Origin of the sequence: Vibrio ordalii ATCC 33509 (assembly GCA_000257205.1) — a bacterium.
GTDB lineage: Bacteria > Pseudomonadota > Gammaproteobacteria > Enterobacterales > Vibrionaceae > Vibrio > Vibrio ordalii.
Map to the genome: position 1 here is coordinate 22,355 of AEZC01000013.1, position 25,020 is coordinate 47,374.

At 43.9% G+C, this 25,020-nt stretch carries 18 protein-coding genes; 12 read left to right on the forward strand and 6 right to left on the reverse strand.

Features of this window, described 5'->3' with window-relative positions; genetic code table 11:
* Positions 1–6 precede the first annotated feature (6 nt).
* The 3 genes from VOR_RS0101015 to VOR_RS0101025 all read left to right on the forward strand — a co-directional run bounded on the left by VOR_RS0101015 (position 7) and on the right by VOR_RS0101025 (position 3,892).
* A complete protein-coding gene (locus VOR_RS0101015) occupies positions 7–306 on the forward strand; it encodes an STAS domain-containing protein (RefSeq protein WP_010317282.1) in 300 nt (99 codons plus the stop codon).
* A gap of 18 nt (positions 307–324) precedes the next feature.
* Positions 325–2,013, forward strand: a complete 1,689-nt coding sequence (locus tag VOR_RS0101020) for a SpoIIE family protein phosphatase (RefSeq protein WP_010317283.1) — start codon at positions 325–327, stop codon at positions 2,011–2,013.
* A 202-nt stretch (positions 2,014–2,215) separates the two neighbouring features.
* Positions 2,216–3,892 carry a flagellar assembly protein A gene (locus VOR_RS0101025; protein WP_010317284.1) on the forward strand — a complete coding sequence of 559 codons (1,677 nt, stop codon included), beginning with the start codon at positions 2,216–2,218 and terminating at the stop codon, positions 3,890–3,892.
* 81 nt (positions 3,893–3,973) lie between these two features.
* Here VOR_RS0101025 and VOR_RS0101030 read toward each other — a convergent pair whose 3' ends face one another.
* From VOR_RS0101030 to VOR_RS0101045, 4 genes are read right to left on the reverse strand one after another with little or no spacing between them, the layout of a single operon-like run.
* Positions 3,974–6,088 carry a type I secretion system permease/ATPase gene (locus VOR_RS0101030; protein ID WP_010317285.1) on the reverse strand — a complete coding sequence of 705 codons (2,115 nt, stop codon included), beginning with the start codon at positions 6,086–6,088 and terminating at the stop codon, positions 3,974–3,976.
* Positions 6,089–6,105: 17 nt separating this feature from the next.
* A complete protein-coding gene (locus VOR_RS0101035; RefSeq protein ID WP_010317286.1) occupies positions 6,106–8,016 on the reverse strand; it encodes a bifunctional diguanylate cyclase/phosphodiesterase in 1,911 nt (636 codons plus the stop codon).
* 5 nt (positions 8,017–8,021) lie between these two features.
* On the reverse strand, positions 8,022–8,684 hold the full coding sequence (locus VOR_RS0101040; protein WP_010317287.1) for a transglutaminase-like cysteine peptidase: 663 nt from the start codon (positions 8,682–8,684) through the stop codon (positions 8,022–8,024).
* A gap of 44 nt (positions 8,685–8,728) precedes the next feature.
* Positions 8,729–10,120 carry an HlyD family type I secretion periplasmic adaptor subunit gene (locus VOR_RS0101045; protein WP_010317288.1) on the reverse strand — a complete coding sequence of 464 codons (1,392 nt, stop codon included), beginning with the start codon at positions 10,118–10,120 and terminating at the stop codon, positions 8,729–8,731.
* 307 nt (positions 10,121–10,427) lie between these two features.
* Between VOR_RS0101045 and pdxH the strand changes: the two genes are divergently transcribed.
* Positions 10,428–11,063 (forward strand): pyridoxamine 5'-phosphate oxidase, encoded by a 636-nt coding sequence (pdxH, locus tag VOR_RS0101050; protein ID WP_010317290.1) that lies wholly within the window; start codon positions 10,428–10,430, stop codon positions 11,061–11,063.
* Between the two features lie 202 nt (positions 11,064–11,265).
* Here the strand turns inward: pdxH and VOR_RS0101055 are convergent, their stop codons facing one another.
* Positions 11,266–13,086, reverse strand: a complete 1,821-nt coding sequence (locus tag VOR_RS0101055) for an SUMF1/EgtB/PvdO family nonheme iron enzyme (protein WP_010317293.1) — start codon at positions 13,084–13,086, stop codon at positions 11,266–11,268.
* A 156-nt stretch (positions 13,087–13,242) separates the two neighbouring features.
* A complete protein-coding gene (locus VOR_RS0101060) occupies positions 13,243–14,346 on the reverse strand; it encodes a PEGA domain-containing protein (protein ID WP_010317295.1) in 1,104 nt (367 codons plus the stop codon).
* A gap of 426 nt (positions 14,347–14,772) precedes the next feature.
* On the opposite strand from VOR_RS0101060, the gene VOR_RS0101065 reads away from it, so the two are divergent.
* From VOR_RS0101065 to VOR_RS0101100, 8 genes are all read left to right on the forward strand, one after another.
* Positions 14,773–15,597: an AraC family transcriptional regulator gene (locus VOR_RS0101065; RefSeq protein ID WP_010317297.1), complete on the forward strand. Its 825-nt coding sequence runs from the start codon at positions 14,773–14,775 to the stop codon at positions 15,595–15,597.
* Between the two features lie 256 nt (positions 15,598–15,853).
* Positions 15,854–18,976, forward strand: coding sequence for a bifunctional proline dehydrogenase/L-glutamate gamma-semialdehyde dehydrogenase PutA (putA, locus tag VOR_RS0101070; protein ID WP_010317299.1), 3,123 nt, complete (start codon positions 15,854–15,856; stop codon positions 18,974–18,976).
* A gap of 21 nt (positions 18,977–18,997) precedes the next feature.
* Positions 18,998–19,696, forward strand: a complete 699-nt coding sequence (locus VOR_RS0101075) for a 1-pyrroline-5-carboxylate dehydrogenase (RefSeq protein WP_010317300.1) — start codon at positions 18,998–19,000, stop codon at positions 19,694–19,696.
* Between the two features lie 68 nt (positions 19,697–19,764).
* A complete protein-coding gene (gene putP / locus VOR_RS0101080) occupies positions 19,765–21,255 on the forward strand; it encodes a sodium/proline symporter PutP (RefSeq protein WP_010317301.1) in 1,491 nt (496 codons plus the stop codon).
* Positions 21,256–21,470: 215 nt separating this feature from the next.
* Positions 21,471–21,698, forward strand: coding sequence for a hypothetical protein (locus tag VOR_RS18140; RefSeq protein ID WP_010317302.1), 228 nt, complete (start codon positions 21,471–21,473; stop codon positions 21,696–21,698).
* A 217-nt stretch (positions 21,699–21,915) separates the two neighbouring features.
* Positions 21,916–23,805: a methyl-accepting chemotaxis protein gene (locus VOR_RS0101090; protein WP_010317303.1), complete on the forward strand. Its 1,890-nt coding sequence runs from the start codon at positions 21,916–21,918 to the stop codon at positions 23,803–23,805.
* 222 nt (positions 23,806–24,027) lie between these two features.
* A complete protein-coding gene (locus tag VOR_RS0101095) occupies positions 24,028–24,510 on the forward strand; it encodes an Lrp/AsnC family transcriptional regulator (protein WP_010317305.1) in 483 nt (160 codons plus the stop codon).
* A gap of 21 nt (positions 24,511–24,531) precedes the next feature.
* Positions 24,532–25,020 (forward strand): aldehyde dehydrogenase family protein (locus VOR_RS0101100; RefSeq protein ID WP_010317307.1); only part of this gene is annotated, 489 nt, incomplete at its 3' end.

A 25,020-nucleotide genomic window follows, 5' to 3' on the forward strand; every position in this document is an offset into this window, starting at 1 on the left:
AGTACGATGAGTATAGAAACAGAAATAGATAGCAATACGAAGCGAATTACTATCGCGATTGAGGGTGCTTTTGGCTTTAATCTAGTTAAAGAATTTCGTAATAGCTATTCACCGTATCGAGGTTTTCGATTCACCATCGACTTGCGTAAGGTGGACTATATTGACAGTGCTGGCCTTGGCATGCTGCTCAATATGCAGAAATATCTTGAGCAAAGTGATGGCATGATCCGAATTACTAATACGTTACCTCAAATAAGAAAAGTCTTACTGATTTCTCGGTTTGATAAAAAATTTAGTATCGAATAATGTTTAAGGAGTGAGCCGATGCGCGTAACGATCGTTGATGACCATAAATCGAATAGGGAACTGTGCCGGTTCATCTTATTGCCTATTGCTGAGCATATAGATACCTTCGAAAATGGCGCTGATGTTGTTGAGGCGATGCTCGTCATGGACGTCTTACCCGATGTTATCTTGTTGGATGTGATGATGCCAGTTAAAGATGGTTTCACCACCGCAAAAGAGATCCGTGACTCTTTTCCAAATCACCATATCCCAATTATATTTTTAACAGTGCTTGATGATCATGATTCATTTGAACGCTGCTTATCGCTGGGCGATGATTTTATTCTTAAACCCGTAGAGCGAAGCGTACTGCTCGCCAAAGTGCAGGCACATTACCGTATTGTGAAAATGCATAATGAAGTCACTCAACAGCGAGATAAACTCAATTATTTCAATGAACAAGTACAATATGACTACGCCATCGCCGAATCCATTTTCACCAACTTAATGGAGGAGATGAGTGCAAAAGTCAGCAATATCTATGGCATCAGTTATATCTCAACACCTTCGACCATTTTTAATGGTGATCTTATCATTGTGGCGAACCGGCCTTATGGTGGCGTCTACATCATGATCGCCGATGCCACTGGGCATGGATTACCTGCCGCGATTTCAACGATCCCTGCCACGCGTACTTTTTTTTCAATGGCTGAAAAAGGGATGTCGCTTGGCGAAATGGTTGCTGAGCTTAATAATGCTCTGGTGAAGTTCTTACCTGCCGGAATGATGCTTGCAGCAAGTGTGTTTGAAATACGGGCCAACGGCTTCGAGGTTTCGTGGTGGGGAGGCGGCTTACCAGATGGCTATTTGCTAGATGAAGAGAGCAATATCATTCGCCGTCTCGTTTCCACACATATGCCGCTAGGAGTGCTGGAAGCAGATGAATTTGAGGTGAATTTGGTTCATCTCAAATTAAAGCCTAACCAAACTATCCTCTGCTATACCGATGGTATTACCGAAGCGATGAATGAAAACGGGGAGCAATTTGGCCAGTTGCGACTCGAACAAGTTCTGCAACGAAATGATAAGACGAGAATTCCAGATTTGTACGATGAAGTGTGCCAGTTTTCCAATCGTGGCCACGGTGATGATTTATCGATTCTTTCGATGTCGTTTCCCATTACCAACGATAATGAGGTATTGGAACCGGAAAAAAATCAATTTCTTAGCCAGATACCGATGCAGAGCCAACTCTTTTTTCCGGCTTCAATTCTTAAAAAGATTTCAATTATGATTGAGATGCGCAACCTTGTTCGCGGTTTTATCAGTGGTGGTGCGCATCTCGATCTCGTGTGTTCTGTATTGTCCGAACTGTTTGCCAATGCAATTGAGCACGGGTTACTGAAATTGGATTCTTCGCTAAAAGACGATCCGGATGGATTTCTTACTTTTTATCAACAACGTGAAGAGTGTATGGAGGAGTTAGATGAGCATCTATGGGTTAAATTAGATATCGATTACAACCCCAAGTTGGAACACGTCATTTTTTCACTCGAGCATAATGGCGAAGGCTTTGACTATCAGCATACGGTTTTGGACAACAACCAAGCGCATGGACGAGGAATTATTTTGGTCTCTGAATTGTGTGAGTCATTGGAGTATTCAAAAAATGGTTGTGCTGTTAAAGCGACTTACGCTTTTAACAGTACACATGATTTTCCGACATAGTCTAATACCGAACAGATGAAGAGATTATTTACACTGTAAAGTTCATGTTGGACTCATTTTTTCGTTTATTTTTCGGTTGTATGGTTAGTTTCGTCGTGACTAAGTGATGTAGCCCTTAATTTGGTTGTCTAAAGATTTAGTCCATACGGTAAATTGTATACACTGCCATACGAATGGAATCTAACCATATGGGTTAAGTAGTATGTGGAAACGCTTAATTTCACTTTCAGAGGACAAAAAACAAGTCATTGCCCAGCTTCCTGGGGCTGAGTCCATCGACAAAAATTTTGACCAAGCAGGCTTAAAAGAAGCGCTGTTTGAGTTATCCGCATCGACATTTTTCTTAAATGAAACGGAAGTGACCCGTTTTATCAACTGTGCAAAAGAGGGCAAGGGCGAAGCATTCTCTGGAATCGCCATTGCAGAGAGAAAGAATGCTTCGGTTGAGATTGAATTTAGCGATCGAGATATGTTAGCCAGCATGGTCGTGACGGGTGCATACGGTGGCAGAGCATTGCGCGGTAGTGAGTTGGTGTATGCATTGGCTCACGCTCATGTGACAAAAGGCATCAACAAACTGGCTTTAAAGAAAGTGTTAATGGTAAGTAATACCTTGAAGCCTGGAGAAGTCTACACTCAGCCTGTAGCGCAGGGGCGCGAACCCATACAAGGTAAAGATGCACAATTTATTCCCTTGGTCGAGGATGTCAGTAAGCGCGTGTTAGCCCCGACCAAAAAGCAAGGGCAGAACAAAATTGATATGCGCAACTTAGGTGAAACCATCACGGTCGGGCAAGACGATGAAATAATGCGTCGAATTCCTGCAACAAAAGGAACGTCAGGCTATACCGTACAAGGAAAAGAGATCGCGCCTCAAGCAGGTAAAGATTCTGCACTTGTTGCTGGAAAGGGTTCTTACATCTCTTCTAATGATCCCAATGTATTACTGGCTAGCCAAGCTGGCATGCCGTTACTCAAAGACAAAACGGTCGACGTTGATAATGCTTTATGCTTAAACAATGTAAGTGTCGCAACAGGCCACGTGAAATTTAAAGGTTGTGTGGTCATCACGGGTGACGTTGAACCCGGGATGATTGTGCGTGCGACGGGAACAATCACTATTGGTGGGTTTATTGAATCGGCTGATGTCCAAGCCCAAGGTAATATTGATGTTGCTAAAGGCATTATTGGTCACACAGTGTTTGATGATGAAGCCAGAACATGTATCGTCAAATCGGGAGGTTCGATTACGGCTAACTACGCTCAGTTTAGTGAATTGCAAGCGGCTGATGATATTAATCTAGCGGTTCACAGCATGAGTAATGAATTGCGTTGTGGCAATGATCTAAAAGTGCTAGATAACAAAGAGAAGCAAGGCACACTCAGTGGTGGTCACGCGAAAGTTGGCGGTAAGATCGTCTGCTTCAATTTAGGCGTTGAAGGCGATACCGCCACGGCTGTGCAGGCTTTTGCTCGTTATGCCGTATATAAAGAACGGGTTGCAAAACATAAAGAGCATTATAAACAAGCGCAAGAAGCGACGATGGAAGTGATCCGCCGTGAGATTGAATTTAAGAAAAAGCCTAAAGCAGAACGCTCGGAAGAGGAACTGTTAAAAATTGATGAATTTAAGAAACAAACTAATGATCGTTTAGAAAAAGCAAAATTGGCGTTGGATATGCTGGGGGAGGAGTTTGAACAATTGCTCGAAATGAATACGATCGAAGTTAAAAATAAAGTTTATACCCATGTTTCGGTGCAATTTGATGATGAGCGGATCATCACCAAGCGGGTTCATGGCGCCAGTATCTTCACATTTAACCAGTATGAGGTTAAATGTGCTTCGATGCTTGAAGATGAAGATGTCGGAGGGATCTAACATTATTATCTTAGGGTGCGAAGCAAAAAATGAGGCATTTTGCCTCGTTTTTTGCTGATTATGCTATTTCTAGTAAGGTGGCTATTGCACGGATCTCACTTTGCCCTGTTTGAGATCGTTTAACACCATCGATTTAGGACCATCGGCAATGATACAGCCTTTCTCCATCACAATGACGCGATCAACTACATCGAGCATTGATGTTTTATGAGTAATTAATACTAACGTCTCACTGGGTGTCAATTGAGACAGTTGATGCTTGATGTGCATTTCAGAGCGATTATCCATGGCGCTGGTGGGCTCATCAAGTAGCAAAACGGGTGGGCGTCCGAGCAGTGCTCGGGCAATGGCTACCGCTTGTCTCTGGCCACCAGACAACAACAGGCCGCCTTCACCCACTTGTCGTTCTAACCCCGAAGGATCTTGTTGTGTGAACGCGGTAACTCCCGCTCGGTTGGCGGCATCCATCACATCTCTATCATCGACTAAAGGACGCCCGAGCGTAATGTTATCGCGTATAGAGCCGTAAAACAGGTTGCTGTCTTGAGGAACGCAACCGATATTACGCCTCACATCAATGTGATGCAGTTGCGCGATATCGGTATCATCAATACGAACATGCCCTTCAGTCGGTTGATATAACCCCATAATAAGGCGCTCTAACGTAGTCTTCCCTGAACCGATGCGGCCTATGATCGCTACTTTTTCACCTGGATGGATCGTCATACTTAAGTCACGTATTGATGCAACAGGAGCATTAGGGTAGTGGAAAGTGACTTTGTCTAGCTCAATTTTGCCTTGCACAATCGGACGATGAATATAGCGTTTACCTTCTTCTTGCTCATCTGGCATCTGCATCACTTGCTCAATGATTTTTAAGGACGATTTGGCTTGGTTGTAGCGTGTTGAAAGTAGTGATAGTTGGACCATTGGACCAATGGCACGGCCGCTGAGCATGGTTGCTGCGATGAGCCCACCCATTGTTAAATCACCGTTGGAGATCAAATAGACACCTACAATGATCATTCCGACGTTTGCGGCTTGCTGTACAAAACCAGCGGTATTTTGAATGCCATCGGTAATTCGGCGGCTTTTGATGTTCCAGTTTGCCATATGTGCAACCGCTTCTTCCCAGCGATATTGAAACTGGCTTTGAGCACCAAAGAGTTTCACGGTTTCAAGCCCTGCCAAGCTTTCAATTAGATTGGCGTATTTTTGTGATGCCAGCCGAGAACCCTCTTCAATGGCTCGTCGTAGAGGAGCTTGGATGAGAAGAGAGTAGAGAGCAATGATCAGTACACCGACGATAGGTACCAGCACTAAACTACCGGCCATTAGCCAGATCAGCACTAAAAAGAGCAGTGCAAATGGCAGGTCAATTAACGAGGATATAGTGGCGGAGGTAAAGAATTCGCGAATGGATTCAAACTCTTGCAAGTGGCGCGCAAAGGCCCCGACAGATGGAGGACGTGATTCCATTCGGATTCCCATCACTTTGCTAAAGAGCTTGGAAGAGATCAGAATGTCGGATTTTTTGCCCGCCACATCAATAAAATAACTGCGAAGTAGTTTGAGGAGCAGATCGAATAAGAAGATCACAAAAATCCCGCTCGCTAATACCCACAAGGTTTCAAACGCAAGGTTAGGCACGACTTTGTCATACACTAAACGGCTGAACATTGGTGCCGCAATGGCAAACAAATTGATTAAAATGGAAGCGATTAACACATCGCGATAAATGTGCTTTGACTGCCATAACGTACCCCAAAACCAGTGGCCATCACGGGTCTTTAATATTTCTGGTGAGCGCTCGTCATAGCGAAACTGTTTTTTCACCATGAAGTAGCGGCCAATATAGCGTTCAGTCAGCTCTTCTAAGGGGATAGCAACGGGGATTAGACCAGACTCCGCAGTGACGACCTCAGCTTCTTGATTCGCTTCGTTGATGCTGCTGAGCACACAGGCTTCACCGCCTTTTAAAATTAAGATAACGGGGAAAACCAATTTTGGGATTTGATCCAATGTCGAGCGATTTTCTTTAGCCACTAATCCTGCTCTTTCTGCGGCTCGAGGAAAGAGAAAAGGTGTTAGTTTGCCGTCTGATAAAGGTAGGCCGTTGATCAGTGCTTCTGGAGAATTCGCCAATCCATAGTAACGACTCACATAAATAAGCGAATTGAGTAGCGTGTCTTGCATTACATCTGACCTTTTTATTATTTATCCACAATAAAGCCTTGGAAGACTTCGATAAAATGCTCTGAAAGTAAATCAAGCTGGGTTTGCGTTTCTACTCGTGACGCAATGGTAGTGATCCCTAAATTGTGTGCTGTGCGAGAAATCGACGTTAAGGTGAACTTTTGCTTTTCATCGTCGAGATGGTGAGTAAATAGATAATCGAGTTTCACATATTTTGGACGGTACTCGTTGATGTAGTCTAATGATTGGAAATTCCGGCCATAGTTATCGACACCAAAGTCTGCACCTGCGGCTCTTATGGCATTACAAAACAGCGCCGTATGGTGAGGGGCGTTGAGGAATGCATTTTCTGGTATTTCAAAGTGTAAGTTCTCACAGACAGAGCGATGTTTCGCCAGTGTCTGAGTGACCCAACGAATAAAACTAGGTTGAGAAAGGCTGCTTTGAGCAATATTAATGGCTAATGGTTCGGTTATCTCGCCTATTTCGAGCTTGCGAATCATCGTTTCAATAACATATTCATCAAAAATATGGCTGGCATTGAGTTGGTCGAGCGCAAATAAGTATTGATTGGCGCTGTAGCGTTTGCCATCGTGCTCAATTGCTGAAAATACTTCGCGGTGGAAAGTTTGTCCCCAGCTATTATTGGCTGACTGCAAACGGAAATTAAACCAATCGTTATGGATAGCCTCTTCAACCAATGCTTTCCATTGCTGTTTACCCATCACAGTTTGTTTGGTTTCACTGCTGACGAAGCCGTAAATCAGATCTGGATTTGCAGTTGCAATGGCTAACGCGTTGTCGAGCAAGGAAAGTACCTGCGTTGAAGATTTTGGTTCTTTATTATGAACAACACCTAAAGAGACTTTGGCTGATGCCATACCGGTTGGGTCGGCTAGAGTATCTTGCACAAAATTCATAATACTATCGGCGATAATTTTGAGTTCACTCTCTTCCATGTTAGGCAAAATAAAGCCAAATTCTTCAGTGGAAATACGTGAGAGTGTGACATCGGGTGACGTTATCGACACTTTTAGATGCTCAGCCAAATGACGCACCATACCATCGCCCGCTTCATAGCCCTTCTCTTCATAGAGTTCTTTAATAAACTCCGCTTGCAAAATCGCTACGCCACCAATGGCACTTTCTGATAACCAACTATTCAGTTGGTTCATGTAATAAGCACGGTTACCGAGCTGGGATACTGGATCAATATAAGCGCGCTCACGTAATTGTTGCGCTTCTTGTGCTTGAGCTTTGAACGCTTTTTCAACCTGTGCCGACATGCTATTGATGCCATCAACTACATAGATCAGATCTTTGGTTGCTGGCCGCGCTAGCGGTTCACCAAAATGATTACACGCTACTTGTTCCATTTTTTTGACAATCATCTGCAACGGGCGTAAAGCACGCTTCAGAATGAAAGCGATGGCAGCAAGGCCAATCACAAAAATAGTGCTAAACGCGATAAGTAGCCGAATTAGTGCCCTCCATAATTGCGCATACGCTTCACCAGGGTGGCTGACAATTTCTACTTCAGCGAGCTGCATCCAACCACTGGTTACCACGCGTTGGTCATGGATCGGTGCGAACAGGTGTAAATTGGTAAACCATTGCGGAACGTTACTGGGTTTTATGGGGTAAGATCGCAGAATCTCGTCGTTATCGTCTAGAAAAATCAAGCGCACGACCGAATAAGAGCTGCCATCAAACAAGGCATTGATAACCGACTCAACCGCAATCTTATCTTTTTTCTCCAAATAAGGCGCCAGCGCCAAACCGACGGTGTTGATGGTGTTGTTGACTTCAGAGCGCTGCTGCTGCTCTAAGTTGTTGCGGGTTGTATTGAATTCAATAATGAAGACTGAGGTCATCAGCATAATGAAGACGGCAATCATTCCCGCGACAAGTTGTTTATATAGCGTCATATTACTTACTCATCGTAACTTATAATTGGTTTATTCAATTTTAGCGAGCGTTCCCGTTCACGTAAGTCATTCCAAAGACTTAATCGTGAAGAGTCTCCTGCAAGCTGGTCATTTTTGGATTTCATTAGCCATAAATTTTTACCGTTAAAGCTGTAGATCGGTAATAGGTCACGGCGTGTTGATGCTGGCTTAATCTCAGGGTTTATATTGTCTAAAATTAAAGGCTCGGCATTGGGTGTTGAATAGTACGCAAGAACCATATGAAACTGATTTAACTCAATGGCTTTAACATACACGAGGCGCAACTTTTTATCATCGATACCCAGTTCAAGTAGGGAGAAGTACTTCGCAATGGTGAAATCTTCGCAATCCCCTGCGTTGCTTCCTAGAAACTCAAGCGGTGTCGCCCAGTAGTCATTTTTTCCCCATAAATCGATATCATTAACGAAGTACAGCTGATTGAAAAATCGATTCATTCCGGCCAATTTGTCACGTTCGGGAACATTTTGGTGTTTAGCAATTTCTTTGCGCCATGTTTCGACGCGTTTCCCTGCTCTTGTGCCATAGGTAAGCGCCACCGCATCGACCCACTGCTGCTCTTTGGTGTTGAGCGCTTGGGGGAGAGAAGGCATAAATAGCAATAAAACCAGTGGCAGCCAAAACTTCATCAAAAACCGTCAGTCGTGAATATATTAAAAAGCATAAGTGAACCTTACTCCCTTAGCGCATTTTTTTGCGCACTAAGTATTGGTTTTAGTAGATAATCCATCACAGTTCGTTTACCTGTAATAATATCAACAGATGCCGTCATCCCTGAGATGATAGGCAGGTTAGCATCATGCCCTAAGCTGGTTTGATTGGTCCTTACTCGGACTAAATAATAGCTTTTGCCTTCTTCATCTTGAGTGGTGTCGGCACTGATATGCTCAAGCGTTCCTTCCAAGCCGCCATATTTGGTGAAATCATAGGCGCTGAATTTTACGATGGCAGGCAACTCTGGTCTTAAGAAGGCGATGTCTTGTGGGGCAATTTGCGCTTCCACAAGCAAGGTATCCTCTGTTGGGACTACTTCAACAATATCCATACCTGGCTGGATAACACCGCCAACGGTGTTGACGTAAAGCGTTTTAATCGTTCCTGTCACAGGCGATAGCACAACAGTGCGATTTACCTTATCTTCAAGCCCAACGGCTGATTCTGTGATTGCAGAAAGCCTATCTTGGGCTTCATTCAGTTTGTCTTGTTGTTGTGAGCGAAACTTTTGAGCCGCATCAATACGGTTGAGCACCGCTTCACGAATCGCCGATTTTAATACTGGGATGTTAAGCTCGCTGGTGGTCATTTCACGGCGAGTATCATTCACTTGGCGCTGTAGTTTCAGCAGCTCAATTCGTGGCACGACACCTTCGTCTGCTAAAGGTCTAGTTATCTCAAGTTCTTTATTCGCAAAATCATAACTTTGGCGCAAATTTTGTACGCGCGCTTGTATTTCAACCAACTCTTGTAGTTTCTGTTTGACTTGTTGATCTAAAAGAGAAAGTTGGTTGCGTAAGTTATTAAGATCTTGCCGGTAGGCGGCCCTTTGCCTATTAACTAAATCGGGTTGGTTGTCTGTTAACAGCGGCGGAAAGGCGAGTTTGTTGTAGTCAATTTTGACGCTCTTTTGCCAGTTATCATCATCAATCTCTTCGTTGATCATTACGCTAGTAATAGAAGCGGATAGCTGCAGGACACTGGCGGTAAGGTTAGCGACTTGTTGTTCACGTTCGCGGTAGTCGGAGCGGAAACGAGTATCATCAATCAATAACAGCTGTTGGCCTTTTTGCACTCGTTCACCTTCACGAACCAGTATCTGTTTGACTAAGCCTCCTTCCAAGTTTTGAACCACTTGAACTTGTGATGACGGAACGACTTTGCCTTGTCCAACTGTCACTTTGTCGACCTGTGCCCATGAGGCCCAGACGATGGCTAAGAGAAAAAAACAGACCATAACCCAGAGCATCACACGTGCACTGTTGGGCGTGTTCAGTAGCAGAGCCGCCGTTTTGTCGTCTATGTACTCCAATTCTGTCGAGGAGAGTTTGTTATAACTCTTGTTGCTCATCGCTTATCCTTTGCGCCTAATTGTAGTGTCTTTCCCTTTGTTACTTGAAGCTGTTGTAGAGGGAAGCTACAACTGTAAGTTATTTGGGTATAGTTGCTTGATTTTATTATTTGTCTAGCAAAATGTTAAGGATTTGCTACCTATCATGAGATTACTATTTACTATTTACTATTTGGATTGATTGTACTTCCTATTGTGTACGTTCTACAGAGTTTAGCTGTGAATTGCTGATTTTGTTGAACCTTAGCACTCTTGAGTTATGACTATGATAGGAGCACAATCGTCAAAAATTTCATAAGGAGTAGAGATGGAACTTTCAGACATCCGCCGCGAATACATTAAAGGCGGTTTAAGACGCAAAGATTTGCTTTCAAATCCGATTGAGCAGTTTAATCTTTGGCTACAACAGGCCATCGATGCGGGTCTTACCGACCCCACAGCGATGACAGTGGCAACGGTTGATGAAAATGGACAGCCTTTCCAACGTATAGTGCTATTAAAAAATGTCGAAAAAGACGGTTTTGTTTTCTATACCAATTTGGGCAGTCGCAAAGCACAACACATTGAACACAACAATAAAGTCAGCTTGCACTTTCCTTGGCACCCATTAGAGAGACAAGTGCACATCACAGGAACGGCTGAAAAATTGTCGACTTTTGAAAACATAAAATATTTTACTTCTCGCCCTAAAGAGAGCCAAATTGCCGCGATGGCGAGCCGCCAGAGTAGCCGTATCTCAGCACGCGGTGTTTTGGAAGGTAAATACTTGGAGTTAAAAAAGAAATTCGAACAAGGTGAGATTCCAGTTCCGAGCTTTTGGGGAGGATATCGCGTTAAGGTTGAATCGATAGAATTTTGGCAAGGTGGTGAGCACCGTTTGCATGATCGCTTCTTGTTTACGCAACAAGATCAGCAATGGAGTACTGAACGTTTAGCGCCATAATGCCCACTTGTTAAAAAACTGCTCTGAAGAATGGCTTCTGGTTGACGTGTAGAAGGGATTTTTGCAAATTTGTACGATGTTGAGTGATAAATATCAAACACGATTGATATTTATCACTACTCGAGACCTAGACGATGAGAGTGCAATAACAAAGGGGGAATTCCCCCTTTGTTATATAAATGGTTGAACTAGTTCTGCTTGCCTAAAGTTCCCTAATGACCCTGAAGCCAACATAATTAGCAGAAGTAGCGGGAGCAATGAACAAATTACTATAGGCAGCAGCCGTTGCGGGGGCGAAGCTCCATGCGCCACCTTTTGCTTGACCCCTTGAGTCATTTGTCCATTCCCACACGTTACCGACAACATCATAAAGGCCTAGGCTATTGGGAGCGAAAGACTTCACAGGCGAGGTACTTTTATTTGACCAAGGTGTACCACTCCAGCCAGTGTTCGCTTTCCCTGTTCCGAAATCATTTCCCCACCAATAGTCTGTTTGTGTACCTGCGCGAGCAGCAATTTCCCACTCTTCTTCTGTAGGTAAACGGTATTTATAACCCGTTTCTTTGCTCAGCCAGCGAGCAAAGGCTTTGGCGTCATTTTGGCTGATACACACCACTGGAGAATTACTGGATTGTTTGAAGCCTGGGTCGCGCCAATAACTGCCGGCAATCGGCGTGATTTCAGATTCAGAAACTGTTGTGCACAGTTTTTTGAGCTCAGCATCAGTTTGGTAGGTGGTTTGATTTACAAAGGTTTCAAATTGACCCACAGTAACAGGGGTTGAACCAATTGCGAAAGCATGATCAAGGAAAACTTGTTTTGATGCGTGTTCGCCAATCAAATATTCACCGGAGACTAAAGTGACTAGTTCAGGAGCTTTAATGTCCCCTTTAAGGGTATCTGCAAATTTATGGCCAGGTTTAAGTAGGTTGTCTTTTTCTCGCAGATTCGCTCTTAGTGTGTGATCTGAGGTGATTTTTAGTTCTTGATGAAAGGAGTGATATCCCTCTTTTTCTATCGTAATTATATGTAGTCCGACAGGAAGCATCACTTCGACCGGGGTGCTACCATAGTTAACATTATCAATAGAGACTTTGTCGCTATATTGATTCGAGCGAATGGCTAGGGTAATCCAAGCAATTTCTTTCTGTTTTTCTGTATCGGTTGAATATTTACCGGGGGCGAAACAGTATTGTGATTCTACGTTTAGCAACCGACATGGTGTGTTTTCATCCGGCCTTGCATCCAACTGAACATCTAGTACGGCTTTGTATTTATTGCCATTGTAGAATCCTGAATCGACGGATTTATGGCGTAGTACATGAATATTAAAAGAGACATTAGCCAGATGTTGTTGGATAAGTTTAGCTTCACTGGTGGCCGCTATTAACTTGGTTTGATACTGGTTAACCGCTTTCTGTAACGCTAAGTCGGTAGTCTGTTTCGAGCATTGAGCCAATGTCATATCGGCACTGCAAGCGTTAGTAAAGCTAACTTTCTCGGTGCTGCTCTGTTTGAGCTCCTCTCTTAAGCGTTCAACTCGCGCGCGTAATTTATGCTGTTCTAACTCGTTGATACTTTTGTTGACAGTGTTCTGTTCGGCCCTTTTTTGTGCCAACACTGCCTCTGATTCTTGGCGTTTTTGCTCAGCTTCTAAACGGTTTTTTTGATTTTGCTTTACACTGGCCCAAGCCGCTTGGTAGGCATTTTGTGAAGGCATGATGTCCAGTTCAGGATCGTCAATCATTTTCATGTAATCGCGTTCTAAGTCAGCTTTTGCTTTTACAAGTGCCTTATCAAAGTTTTGGGCTTGCTTCGTTAGCTGGTCTAGCTCATTGTTGTGGTGGTTCACCACAAGCTGCTGTTCATGGGTTGCTTTTTGGGCGGCCTGTAATTCGGACTGTTTAGTAAACAACGCATCATCAATGGCAATTACTGAAGAAGGCGTTCCTTCGGCCATCGTCGATGTTGCCACTAAGCAAGGCGAAAGTGCTAATAAGAGAGCGGGTAAACCTTGTCGCATTATTATCTACTTCAGTTAAGTTATTAGTTCATTGTAACTATTCTAAACGAAAACACCATTTTGTCTGAAGTCATCTTTCAATAACTTAATGACAAAATGGCGTTTTAACCGCATCTTTGTGAATTTCGATAGAAAAACCGATTTTTTTTGAGGCAATTAGCCCTCTTTGTTCGGTCTTAGCTTAATCCACACCGTATCATTACCATTAATCGTCAGCACCCGATTGTAGGTTTCGTAGCCATCTTTAGAGACGGTAACTTGGTGGCGGCCATTGGGTAAAACAATCTCAACAGGTGTACTGCCGTAGTTAATACCGTTGATGGTTACAGCATCGTTGTATTGATCTGATCTTACAGTGACGTTTGCCCACTGTTTGTCATTCTTTTGTGTCCCTTCAGACACGCCGCCTTTCAAACAGTATCGAGTTGACACGTTAAGCAGTTTACACGCAGACACCGCTTCTGGTTTCGCTTGAAGCTGAGCTTGCATTTGGGTGAAGTATTCGTTGTTACCTTCAAAACCACCGCGAATAATTTGGCTATCTTGTACATGGATGTTAAGTTCCACACCTTTCAGGTTTTGCTTGGCAATCACTGATTCTGTTAGATCATCAAGCAATTTGGCTCGAAACGTTTTTACCGCTTTTTGTTTGGTGAGGTGCTGTCCTTGATTTGAACATTCACCGAGTGTCATTGTTGTTGAACAGGCGGTTTTATAGCTTGTTTCTAGAACACTACTTTCACGCAGTTCGGCTTCGAGACGTTTTACCCGAGCTTCAATGCTCGATTCTTCGAGGTTCGCATACTCATTACTGAGGCGAGCTTGTTTCTGTTTGATTTGAGACAAGCGCATTTCATTTTCAGTCATCGCTTGATTGTTCTCAAGGCTTTCAGCTTGGTTTTGCTTCACTGATGCCCAAGTTTCTTGGTACTTCTTTTGAAAGGAGACCAAATCTGTATCTGGATCATCTAAAAGACGGCTATATTGTTTGTCCAAAGCTGATTTGGCTCGATTGCGTTTGGCATCAAGTTCTTTACTTTCTCGTTTAATACGAGCGTGTTCATTTTTAAGTTGTTGAAGCTTAGCTCCCTCGGCTTCGTATTCTGCAGAAATCGCGTCGATTTCCGTCTGTTTAGTAGTCATTTTTTCATCGATAGCGGTGACAGGATCTACCTGAACAATTTCTTCCGCGTACACCGATGCAGATACCCAAAAAGGGCTTAGCGCAAGCAATAGCGCTGGGATGCGACGTGTGATCATAGGTCCCTGCAACAAATTAACGTTTAACCACAAAAGTGGGAAAGACAAACTTTTGACAGCTTGAATGGATAAGCTGTATTCATAATGCAAAATTTATTCCGAACAATAGAAAAATTTACGGAAATCTATTAGTAGGTGACTGATTTTGTAAATTTTATAATTGTGCATCTTCATTTTGAGCCTAATAGCGAAATATGCAAGTCTCTATTTTCGATCTATTTAGGGGTTTTGGGATTGAACACACATTGACCGTAATTTATGTGCACTTGATCATTGTTCCGTTTTGGAAAAAAGTGTCTCTTTCACTCCTAAACTTAAGTTTAATATACACCTTGATGTGTATCTTTCAAAAAAATACAGCTTTGTTTTCGCTCCTGATAGTTTTGTTATAACATCAGACTCTGATTTCAACCATGATGTGGCGATATGAGTGACTTTTCTTCGGTTAAGCGATTTAACTATCAACAAAATGACAAAGTTTTGTCGCCTAGACCAGCCGAGTTAGTGACTTTACCTTCCTATATGGAGTGCCATGATCATAGTTATACTCAAGTTGTAATTGGGTTGAAAGGCAAAGCTGAGTTTGAAGTACAAGGTCTAGGCAATTTGGTGGGCCCGGGGCAAGGTTGTGTCGTTACCTCTGGAACTGACCATGCATTTGGTGGTGTGGTTGGCCAGTCGGATATCTTAGTGCTTAACCTTCCTATCTCCAGTGGAGATGATCCCTTGCTTCTACAAAAAATGAATGAGTTGTCGAATGCGGATATTTACTTTCAACTGGATGGACAAATCCAAAAGCTGATCCAATTGCTAGTTAAAGAGATGCAATCGAGTCCTGATGATTTATTGTTGAGCCGTGCCTGCAATGACACCGTTATGGCATTACTGCAACGCCATATCTCTGCATTTGAAACGCATCGCAAAGAATCTCGTTTTGATCTTGAATCGATTGATCGTTATATCGAGCAGCACCTTGGACGTAAAATTTCAGTGGCTCAACTCGCTGGCAGTGTTTATTTAGGTGAAAGCCAATTTCATCTGTTATTTAAAGAGCAGATAGGGATCACGCCTCACCAGTATCTATTAGGTAAACGCATTGATATGGCTAAAGACCTGATTGAACAAGGGTGTTTAAGCTTTGGTCAAATTGCGGAATTAACCGGCTTTTCTGGACAAAGTACCTTCACTCATTCATTTACCCGTTTACAAGGTATTTCTCCTTCTCAATACCGAAAATTGTCGCGTCGCTAATTTTCTATCTACTTTTTTATGTGCACTCTTTATCTCACTTTCTCCTGCTTATCTTTGGTTAAACTTAGGGAGAATGTTTCTATTTTCGCATTTTGAATGGCTTTAATTGATGTGATTGTGTTTTTATTTTGTTAATGAAAGGAGTTTTTGACAAAAATATCAGAGTTTTTGACAAGTATTATTCTCGCGCTCAAAATACACTGCCAGCCAGTGTAGGAAACCCGACCTTTTTCGGGAGTGAGATTGAGGAAAACGCATGTTTACAGCAACAGATGTGTTGAATGCAGAGTTTATCGAGCAACCGCTTGATAAATTATGGTCGCTGATCTCGCCACTTTATATGGTGGACGAATCCCAATGGCTGAAGCAGTTATTACCACTGGCAACAGCTATAGAATCAGAAAAATCGGCGATATTAAATAAAACAACTCAGTTGATCGAAGCGATCCGAGCCGATAAAAAAGCGGTGCAAATGATCGATGCCTTATTACTTGAGTACAGTTTAGATACACAAGAAGGTATTTTGTTGATGTGCTTGGCTGAAGCTCTGATGCGCATTCCAGATGCGGAAACCGCGGATGCTTTTATTAAAGATCGCCTCAGCGTTGCGGATTGGAAATCTCATCTGAAAAATTCTGACTCTGTCTTTGTCAATGCGTCCACGTGGGGGTTGATGCTGACCGGTAAAGTGATTGGCCTTGCTGATGTGGATACTACGAGTCCAACGCAGGCGGTTAATCGTCTAGTGAATAAGCTTTCTGAGCCAGTGATTCGTAAGGCGATGCACCAAGCGATGAAGGTGATGGGCCACCAATTTGTGCTAGGCCGAACCATTGAAGAAGCAAAAAAAAATGGCCGTCCTATGCGTGATAAAGGGTATACCTATTCATTTGATATGCTCGGTGAAGCAGCGTTAACCACGGCCGATGCCAATAAATATTTCAAAGATTATTTGATGGCGATTGAGGCGGTTGGCCGCGAGAAATATGGCTTATCAACCAGCCCGGCACCGTCCGTATCCATCAAGCTTTCTGCATTGCATCCGCGTTATGAAGTGGCTAATCAAGAGCGCGTTCTGAGCGAGCTTTATAGCACACTGCTACAGCTTTTAGCCCGTGCTATCGAGCTGGATGTGGCGATTACTATTGATGCAGAAGAAGCAGACCGTTTAGAGCTGTCATTAAAGCTATTTGAAAAGATATATCGTAGTGAGCCCGTGAAAGGGTGGGGGAAATTTGGTTTAGTTGTACAAGCTTACTCTAAGCGCGCTTTACCCGTTTTAGTTTGGCTTAATGGGTTGGCGAAACAGCAAGGTGATGTGATCCCACTGCGTTTAGTCAAAGGGGCGTATTGGGATAGCGAAGTGAAGTGGTCTCAGCAAAGTGGCTACAGCAACTATCCGGTATACACACGTAAAGAAGCGACGGATGTCGCCTATTTGGCTTGCGCTCGTTTTCTTTTAAGTGAGGGCGTTCGTGGTCATATTTTCCCTCAATTTGCCAGTCATAATGCACAAACCGTGACCGCGATTGCGGTGATGTCACAACACAAAGATTTTGAGTTCCAGCGTCTGCATGGCATGGGTGATGCTCTTTATCATCATGCAATGAAAGCCTATCAACAATCGGTGCGAATTTATGCTCCAGTAGGTAGTCATAAAGACTTACTGCCTTATTTAGTTCGTAGATTGCTTGAAAATGGTGCGAACAGTTCGTTTGTGCATCGTTTAGTCGATGCTCGTTGTCCTATTGATACGTTAACGCAACATCCCGTCGATATGTTGCTCTCGTTTGATTCTTTACCAAATACCAAAATCCCTTTGCCACCGCATATCTTTGCCGAACGCGTTAATTCCTATGGCGTCAATATTGATATTGAAAGTGAGGCAACACCTTTTGAAGCGAAAGTAGAATGTTGGCTCAATAAGCAGTGGCATGCTTCTCCTATCATCAATGGTGTTGCTCAGTTCGAAAGCATGATCAAGGCAGGGGCATCGCCGGAAGTTGTGACTGCGCCGTATGACCGTAGCAAGCATGTTGGACAAGTGGTATTTGCCAACCTTGATCATGTTTCCGAAGCTATCTCAATAGCAGAGCAATCCTTTGCCGCTTGGAAGCAAGAAGAGCACAGTGTTCGCGCGGGCAAACTTGATAAACTTGCTGATTTACTCGAAGAGAACTTGGCTGAACTGGTCGCCATTTGTCATCACGAAGCAGGGAAAACCATTCACGATAGCATTGATGAAATCCGCGAAGCGGTCGATTTTTGTCGCTATTACGCCAAACAAGTTTCCGCTTTAACACCTTTTGAAGTGACGAGTTTTGATAATGAAAAGCGTAAAGTGAGCCGTGAAGGTCGCGGTGTTTTCGTGTGCATTAGCCCATGGAACTTCCCTCTTGCGATTTTTCTTGGGCAAATCACGGCAGCGTTAGTGGCGGGTAATACGGTCGTTGCCAAACCCGCAGAACAAACCAGTTTGATTGCTTCGCGTGCCGTGGAACTGATGTTGGAAGCTGGCTTTCCTGCTGGCGTTATCCAATTGTTACCTGGACGTGGTGCAGAAATTGGCAGTGCGCTGACTTCTCACCCTGCCATTGCAGGTGTCGCGTTCACTGGATCAACGGCGACCGCGCAACGTATCAATCAAGCTCTCGCTCAACGTGACGCCGCGCCAGTGCCGCTGATTGCAGAGACGGGTGGGCAAAATGCGATGATCGTTGATAGTACAGCTTTACCCGAGCAAGTGGTGAGAGATGTGATTCGTTCGGCCTTTGCTTCGGCTGGGCAGCGCTGCTCTGCATTACGAGTGCTATTTGTTCAACAGGATATTGCCGATCGCATCATCAGCTTGATTCATGGTGCGATGAATGAGCTCAAAATTGGTCTTCCTTACCTCCACAGTACCGATGTCGGCCCTGTTATTGATGAAAAAGCCAAACAAAAGTTGCTCTCTCACATTGAACAGATGACCAAGACACAGACCAAAGTTGCGCAATTAGAGCTCGGTTCGGAGTGCCAACACGGTGATTTTGTACCGCCAGCGGCTTTTGAAATCTCAGATATTCACTGCTTAACCGAAGAACAATTTGGGCCGATCTTGCATATCGTGCGCTTTAAAGCGCGTGAGCTGGCCGATGTAGTGCAGCAAATTAATCAAACTGGTTTTGGTTTAACCATGGGGATCCATAGCCGCAATGAAACGACGTATCGTTGGATAGAAAAACACGCCCGAGTAGGTAACTGTTACATCAACCGTGATCAAGTGGGTGCGGTGGTGGGCGTGCAACCATTTGGTGGGCAAGGGCTTTCTGGTACCGGACCAAAGGCAGGTGGCCCGCATTACTTATACCGTTTTACTCAAACTGAATTTTCTCAGTAATAAAGGCTCAGGAGAATTAGAATGGTTCATCAAGTAACACGTTTTTCTGACGCTTTTTCAGCATGGGAAAATTGGAATATCACCGATTTTGATTCTAAATGTGAGTGCTTACTTTCATTTAAAAATCTACTAGAAAGCGCTATGCCACAACTGGCAACAGTGATTTCTTACCATCTTCATCAGGCATCGGCGTTGTTGGCGTATTCGCACCAATTGATCGGCCCTACTGGAGAAACCAATGAGCTATACACCGCAGGTCGGGGCGTGGCTGTGATCATCCAAGGTGAACACAGTGATAAAGCGCAACAGGCGGTGGCAGCTCAGCTTTGTGCCGCTCTTGTGGCAGGCAATAGCGTCGTCTTATGTAGTGACGATGCGATGTTGATTCGAACACTGCAAGCGGCATTTGAGCAGTCAACACTCCCTACTAATCTCATTCAGTTTACGTCTTTTGATGCTTATCATCCCTTGATGGCGTCGGATGTTCGAAGTGTAGGTTACGTTGGGAACACCTCGGTTGAGCGTAGCCTCAACCGTCAGCTAGCTGATCGTAATGGTGCGATTGTCAGCCTAGTTTCTGAAACGGACTTGAGCGCGATCCCCGTGGCTCATGATCCTCACTTATCGTTGCGCTTTATTACCGAGCGTACTCGCACAATAAATATAACAGCAGTGGGTGGTAATGCGACCTTGCTTGAGCTTGGTAGCGAAACCCATTAATCCTTTCTGTTTTATCCTCTTCTTCGGAAGAGGACATGGAAGGCGATCTTTTAAAGAGGACAAACACAATGGAAAATAGCTTTGCTATTACAACCACCTTTATCCTGTATCTTATTTTGATGCTGGCTATTGGTGTGGCAGCGTATCTGCGAACGAAGAACTCCGCAGATTATTTCTTAGGAGGGCGATCACTGGGCCCTTGGCCTGCGGCTTTATCGGCGGGTGCATCTGATATGAGCGGTTGGTTATTGCTCGGTTTACCTGGTTACGCGTACGCCGCTGGTATTGAGGCTTTCTGGCTAGCGGGTGGCTTATTATTGGGCACATGGGCTAACTGGTTAGTGAATGCTAAGCGCTTGCGCACTTATAGCATCACGACAGATTCATTAACATTACCTGAATTTTTATCACGCCGTTTTAATGATAAATCTAAACTGATTCAAACCATTTCAGCCTTCTTTATTTTGCTGTTCTTCCTCTTTTATACCAGTTCTGGCCTTGTGGCTGGCGGTAAATTATTTGAAACGGTATTTGGTTTAGATTATTCAACCGCGGTTATTATTGGCACCATTTGTGTGGTCTCCTACACACTGTTTGGTGGATTTTTAGCCGTTTCTTGGACTGACTTAGTGCAAGGCCTATTAATGGCGGCCGCATTGATGATCGTTCCTATCGCAGCAATCAACGGCGGAGTGAGTCAACTGGGTCAGGATCTTTCGGCGATTAACCCTAACTTATTGACGTTATGGTATGACGCAAAAGGTGAACCGTTAACCGCTATTGCCATCATCTCATTAGTAGCATGGGGGCTTGGTTATTTTGGTCAACCGCATATTTTGGCGCGTTTCAAAGCTTCTCGCTCAAATAAAGACCTCACCACAGCACGTCGTATTGCGGTCATTTGGACCGGTTTATCCATGGCGGGAGCCTTATTAGTTGGCTTGGTTGGGCTTGTTTATGTTACCAATACTGGTTCGCTAGAGCTGGCAGATGGTGAAAAAATATTCATGCTGCTAGTGAATGCCATTTTCCATCCAGTCATTGCTGGTATTTTGCTTGCGGCTATTCTTGCGGCGATTATGAGTACCGCGGACTCGCAATTATTAGTTTCTTCCTCTGCGTTAGCGGAAGATTTTTACAAGCAAGTTATCAAACAAGAAGCTACCTCGGAGGAGATTGTTCGTGTTGGCCGATTTGCAGTGATTCTAATTTCGATCGTGGCGTTAGTGCTGGCTATGACGCCAGATAGTTCCGTGCTTGGCTTGGTTTCGTATGCATGGGCAGGTTTTGGCGCTGCATTTGGTCCTGCAGTTGTATTGAGCCTTTATTGGTCTCGAATGAACCGTAATGGCGCACTAGCCGGCATTATTGTTGGTGGCGTTACAATTGTGGTTTGGAAACAACTGTCCGGCGGTTGGTTTGATGTGTATGAAATTGTTCCTGGGATCATTCTCTCGACAATTGCGATTCTTGTGGTGAGCTTAGCGACAGATGAACCTGAAGAGAGCGTACAAGCGCAGCACGTGACCTTTAAAAAGCAGCTGGTTGAACTAGATTGATATTCATACCGTTGTTCAATAACTAGCCCCTTTCTGAGGGGCTTTTTTGTATAGGTTAGATTGTGTAGTGTGCTTAGCAGAAAATAAGGAGATTGGGATGGACGTTTTTTGAAGATAGCTCACGAAACACACACTAAAGTTTGAGAAAAATGAACCTGTAGGAGCAAAATGTGTCAATTATCAATAATGATGCAAATTGTAGGGATTATTGGACCATGTCAAAAGCTTATTGCACCTGTTGTCGTAAAGAGACACCGCATAAAGTCGTGATGAAGCGCTGTCAGTCAGAACCTTGTTCAACATGGCAAGGTGTTCAAAAGTTTTTTGCGCTCATTATACAAGGTGAACCTCATTACAAAATGGAAAAGCAAGGTTTTTGCCGAGTATGTAATCACTCATCAACATTAAGCCACACTGACTTCTCACGCGTCCGCGTTCTCTAAATACTTCCAGCACTGCGCTAAGGTTTTTGGCGTAGTGCGCCTCTCGCTCAAAAGATAATTTTGCTTTTATTCGGCTGACTAAGTTTGATTTAGTGCACATTCACCACCGTTCTATTGCACGAGTGTCAAGTATTGGGAACTTAGGCAAAGTAATAATCCATAGTTGTAATATTCTCAAGCCCATTACTTTGGTGAACAAGCTTCAAGGAGCATTGCAATGCAATTGAGTTTAAAGAGAAAAATGGTGTTCTCTGTGGTTGCTGCTATTACATTGACAGCCGCTGCATTGGTTATGGTTGGCTATCAAACCTTTAAAACCGACAGCTGGAGAGCGATTGAGAGTGAAGCGCGTAATACATTACAGGCTCATGCAAAAGGGATTGGTGACTGGTTTAATGGCAAACAAAAAACGCTGCTAGGATTAAAAAACGAAATCGAACGTAATCCACAATTAGACATTGTTCCTCACCTACGCCAAACCTTGGAGTCTGGTGAATTTGGGCTGAGTTATTACGGCAATGAACAGGGCGATATGATCCGCAATGACGGATCGCGTAACCAAAATGGTTATGATCCCCGTGAGCGTGGTTGGTATAAAGAAGCCAAAGTCGTGGGTAAACCGATCACAACCGCCCCCTACGTCAGCGTTACCATGCAAACCTTAGTGGTGACATTGGCAGAACCTGTCCGTCAAAATGGCCAACTGATTGGCGTCGCCGCTTCCAATTTAGCTTTGGGTAAATTGATCAAGGACGTCTTAGCCATTGAGGTTCCTGGGAAGGGCAATGCTATTTTGGTGAATACCAAGGGGCTAATTGTTGCCCATCCCAATCAAGATCTTATTTTAAAACCTACCCAAGAAATGGCCTCACAACTGACCATTCAAAGCATATCAGAGGCGGCAAATTCTCAATTACCACTCTTTGTTGATATTGATGGTCAGACCAAAGTATTGATGGCGCAAAGTATTGAACATACTGACTGGCTGTTGGTCATGGTGATGGACAAAACGGTTCTTGAACAGCCACTCAATGACATGCTATTGAAACAGAGCTTGATTGGCTTGATGATTTTAGTGATCTTGGCATTAGCGACCTCATGGTTCGTCGCTCGTCAGTTGAATGAGTTGAGTAATATTGCTCAAGCTTTGTCAGATATCGCCGAAGGTGATGGCGATTTAACCCGTCGTTTAGCCGTTCACAGCGATGATGAAGTCGGTATCTTAGCGGATAAGTTCAATAAATTTGTCGATCGCATCCATGTCATGGTGCAAAGCGTGCGTGATGTTTCCGTCTCCCTTAACCAAGGAGCGACACAGGCCGCAAGCTCAGCCAGTCAACGTAGTGAACGGATTCGTACTCAACAAGATGAAATTACTATGGTTGCAACTGCGGTCACTGAAATGGCGTCTGCGACCGCTGAAATCGCGGGCAATGCCGATAATACCGCTAAAAATGCCAATGAATCGGTTGAGCTTGGTGCACAAGGCTATCGCCAGATGCAACAAAGCAAACAGTCAATCAATCAGTTAGCACAAGAGCTTAGCAGTGCTGTGGGTATCATTGGTGAATTAGAAGTGCACGCTAATGAGATTTCAACCATTCTGTCGACCATTCGCTCGATTGCAGAGCAGACAAATTTGTTGGCCTTGAATGCGGCGATTGAAGCGGCGCGCGCCGGAGAGCAAGGCCGTGGCTTTGCCGTTGTAGCTGATGAAGTCCGAGTGCTTTCTCAGCGTACTCATGCCTCTACCGAGGAGATCCAGTCTAAAATTTCCGGTTTGCAAAAAGTAACGACCAATGCGGTTTCTGTCATGACGGAAAGCCATAAACTGGTCGAAACAAGTGTACAAGATGTGAACCACACAGGAGAAAGCTTACACGCAATCAGCGAAGCCATTCAGATGATCAGTGATATGGCGACACAAATTGCATCAGCAGCAGAAGAACAATCTTTGGTGACAGCGGACATTAATGGCAACACCGAATCGGTACGTGAAGTCAGCGACCAACTCGCCAGTGATGCGCAAAATGCAGTGCAACAAGCTCATGAAATGCACCGTTTAGCCAATGAGTTAGATAAAGAAATTTCTCGTTTCAAACTGTAATCATCTCAACATACTCAAAGTAAAGAGGTGATAAATAGATTACAACCAAGAAAGTGGGTGCTTGCTCACTTTCTTTTCCTTTTTTCTCCTCAGTCTTTTTATTCTAACGTTCCCCTATTCTATGTGATTTATATCACAATGCCTTGTGATGATAGGTTGGTTTAAGGCTGTAAGCCATTATTGTATGCCATATCACTTCTTTTTAGAGCGCCGTGCAAAACCATGAGCCTAGACCGCATTGACCAACAGATCTTACGTATTTTGCACAGTAAAGGACGGCTTCCCGTTGTTGAGCTAGCAAAGTTGGTGAATTTAACCACATCGCCTTGTTCTGATCGTGTTAAACGCTTAGAAAAGGAAGGGTATATCAAAGGCTACCATGCAGAACTGTGCCCAGAAAAGTTAGGTCTGGATGTACAAGTGTTCATTCATATTCGATTGGATCAAACCAGTTTCTCTATTTTTGAGCGTTTTTCACAAGCAGTGGCGGACATCCCAGAGATTGAAGCATGTTATTCATTGTCCGGTGATTTTGACACCATGATCAAAGTGAGAGTGAAAGATATGAAAGCCTACCAAAGTTTTATGTCTGGCAAGTTGGGTACATTGCCGGGAGTGATTCAAACGCGCAGTGAATTTGTGATTGAAGAACATAAAGCCAGCTTTGGCATTAATCCTGAGCTCATTTCCAAGACGCTGCCTTAGCTGCGAATGAGGTGAAATACGGTGCAAGAAACAGAACAGCAACAGCCTTTAACTAAAGATGTTACGACACTTTTTACTAGGTTAAAACAGCAGGCAATAGCAGAGCCATATCCAAGCCTTGAGCAAAGACGTATTTGGTTGCAGCGCTTAAAAACTGCGTTACTCAGTGAACAGGCCGCACTCGTTGAAGCCTTAAATCAGGATTATGGTTATCGGAGTCGCTTTGATAGTACGGTTTGCGATCTGCTACCAGCCGTTTCACACATCAATTACACGCTTAAAAACCTCAAATCGTGGACAAAATCGCAATCGCGTCATGCCGGTTGGCTATTATTGCCGTCGACAGTGAGCGTTCACTATCAACCCTTGGGGCTTGTAGGGGTGATTGTGCCTTGGAATTTTCCTATCGTGCTCAGTATGGCTCCATTAGTCACAGCATTGGCAGCAGGTAATCGCGCTATGGTCAAATTGAGCGAACATACGCCTTGCACCAACCAAGTGTTGATGCGT

Coding starts and splice junctions, on each gene's coding strand:
- VOR_RS0101015 (WP_010317282.1), top strand. CDS start 7: ATGAGTATAGAAACAGAAATAGATAGCAATACGAAGCGAATTACTATC.
- VOR_RS0101020 (WP_010317283.1), top strand. CDS start 325: ATGCGCGTAACGATCGTTGATGACCATAAATCGAATAGGGAACTGTGC.
- VOR_RS0101025 (WP_010317284.1), top strand. CDS start 2,216: ATGTGGAAACGCTTAATTTCACTTTCAGAGGACAAAAAACAAGTCATT.
- VOR_RS0101030 (WP_010317285.1), bottom strand. CDS start 6,088: ATGCAAGACACGCTACTCAATTCGCTTATTTATGTGAGTCGTTACTAT.
- VOR_RS0101035 (WP_010317286.1), bottom strand. CDS start 8,016: ATGACGCTATATAAACAACTTGTCGCGGGAATGATTGCCGTCTTCATT.
- VOR_RS0101040 (WP_010317287.1), bottom strand. CDS start 8,684: ATGAAGTTTTGGCTGCCACTGGTTTTATTGCTATTTATGCCTTCTCTC.
- VOR_RS0101045 (WP_010317288.1), bottom strand. CDS start 10,120: ATGAGCAACAAGAGTTATAACAAACTCTCCTCGACAGAATTGGAGTAC.
- pdxH (WP_010317290.1), top strand. CDS start 10,428: ATGGAACTTTCAGACATCCGCCGCGAATACATTAAAGGCGGTTTAAGA.
- VOR_RS0101055 (WP_010317293.1), bottom strand. CDS start 13,086: ATGCGACAAGGTTTACCCGCTCTCTTATTAGCACTTTCGCCTTGCTTA.
- VOR_RS0101060 (WP_010317295.1), bottom strand. CDS start 14,346: ATGATCACACGTCGCATCCCAGCGCTATTGCTTGCGCTAAGCCCTTTT.
- VOR_RS0101065 (WP_010317297.1), top strand. CDS start 14,773: ATGAGTGACTTTTCTTCGGTTAAGCGATTTAACTATCAACAAAATGAC.
- putA (WP_010317299.1), top strand. CDS start 15,854: ATGTTTACAGCAACAGATGTGTTGAATGCAGAGTTTATCGAGCAACCG.
- VOR_RS0101075 (WP_010317300.1), top strand. CDS start 18,998: ATGGTTCATCAAGTAACACGTTTTTCTGACGCTTTTTCAGCATGGGAA.
- putP (WP_010317301.1), top strand. CDS start 19,765: ATGGAAAATAGCTTTGCTATTACAACCACCTTTATCCTGTATCTTATT.
- VOR_RS18140 (WP_010317302.1), top strand. CDS start 21,471: ATGTCAAAAGCTTATTGCACCTGTTGTCGTAAAGAGACACCGCATAAA.
- VOR_RS0101090 (WP_010317303.1), top strand. CDS start 21,916: ATGCAATTGAGTTTAAAGAGAAAAATGGTGTTCTCTGTGGTTGCTGCT.
- VOR_RS0101095 (WP_010317305.1), top strand. CDS start 24,028: ATGAGCCTAGACCGCATTGACCAACAGATCTTACGTATTTTGCACAGT.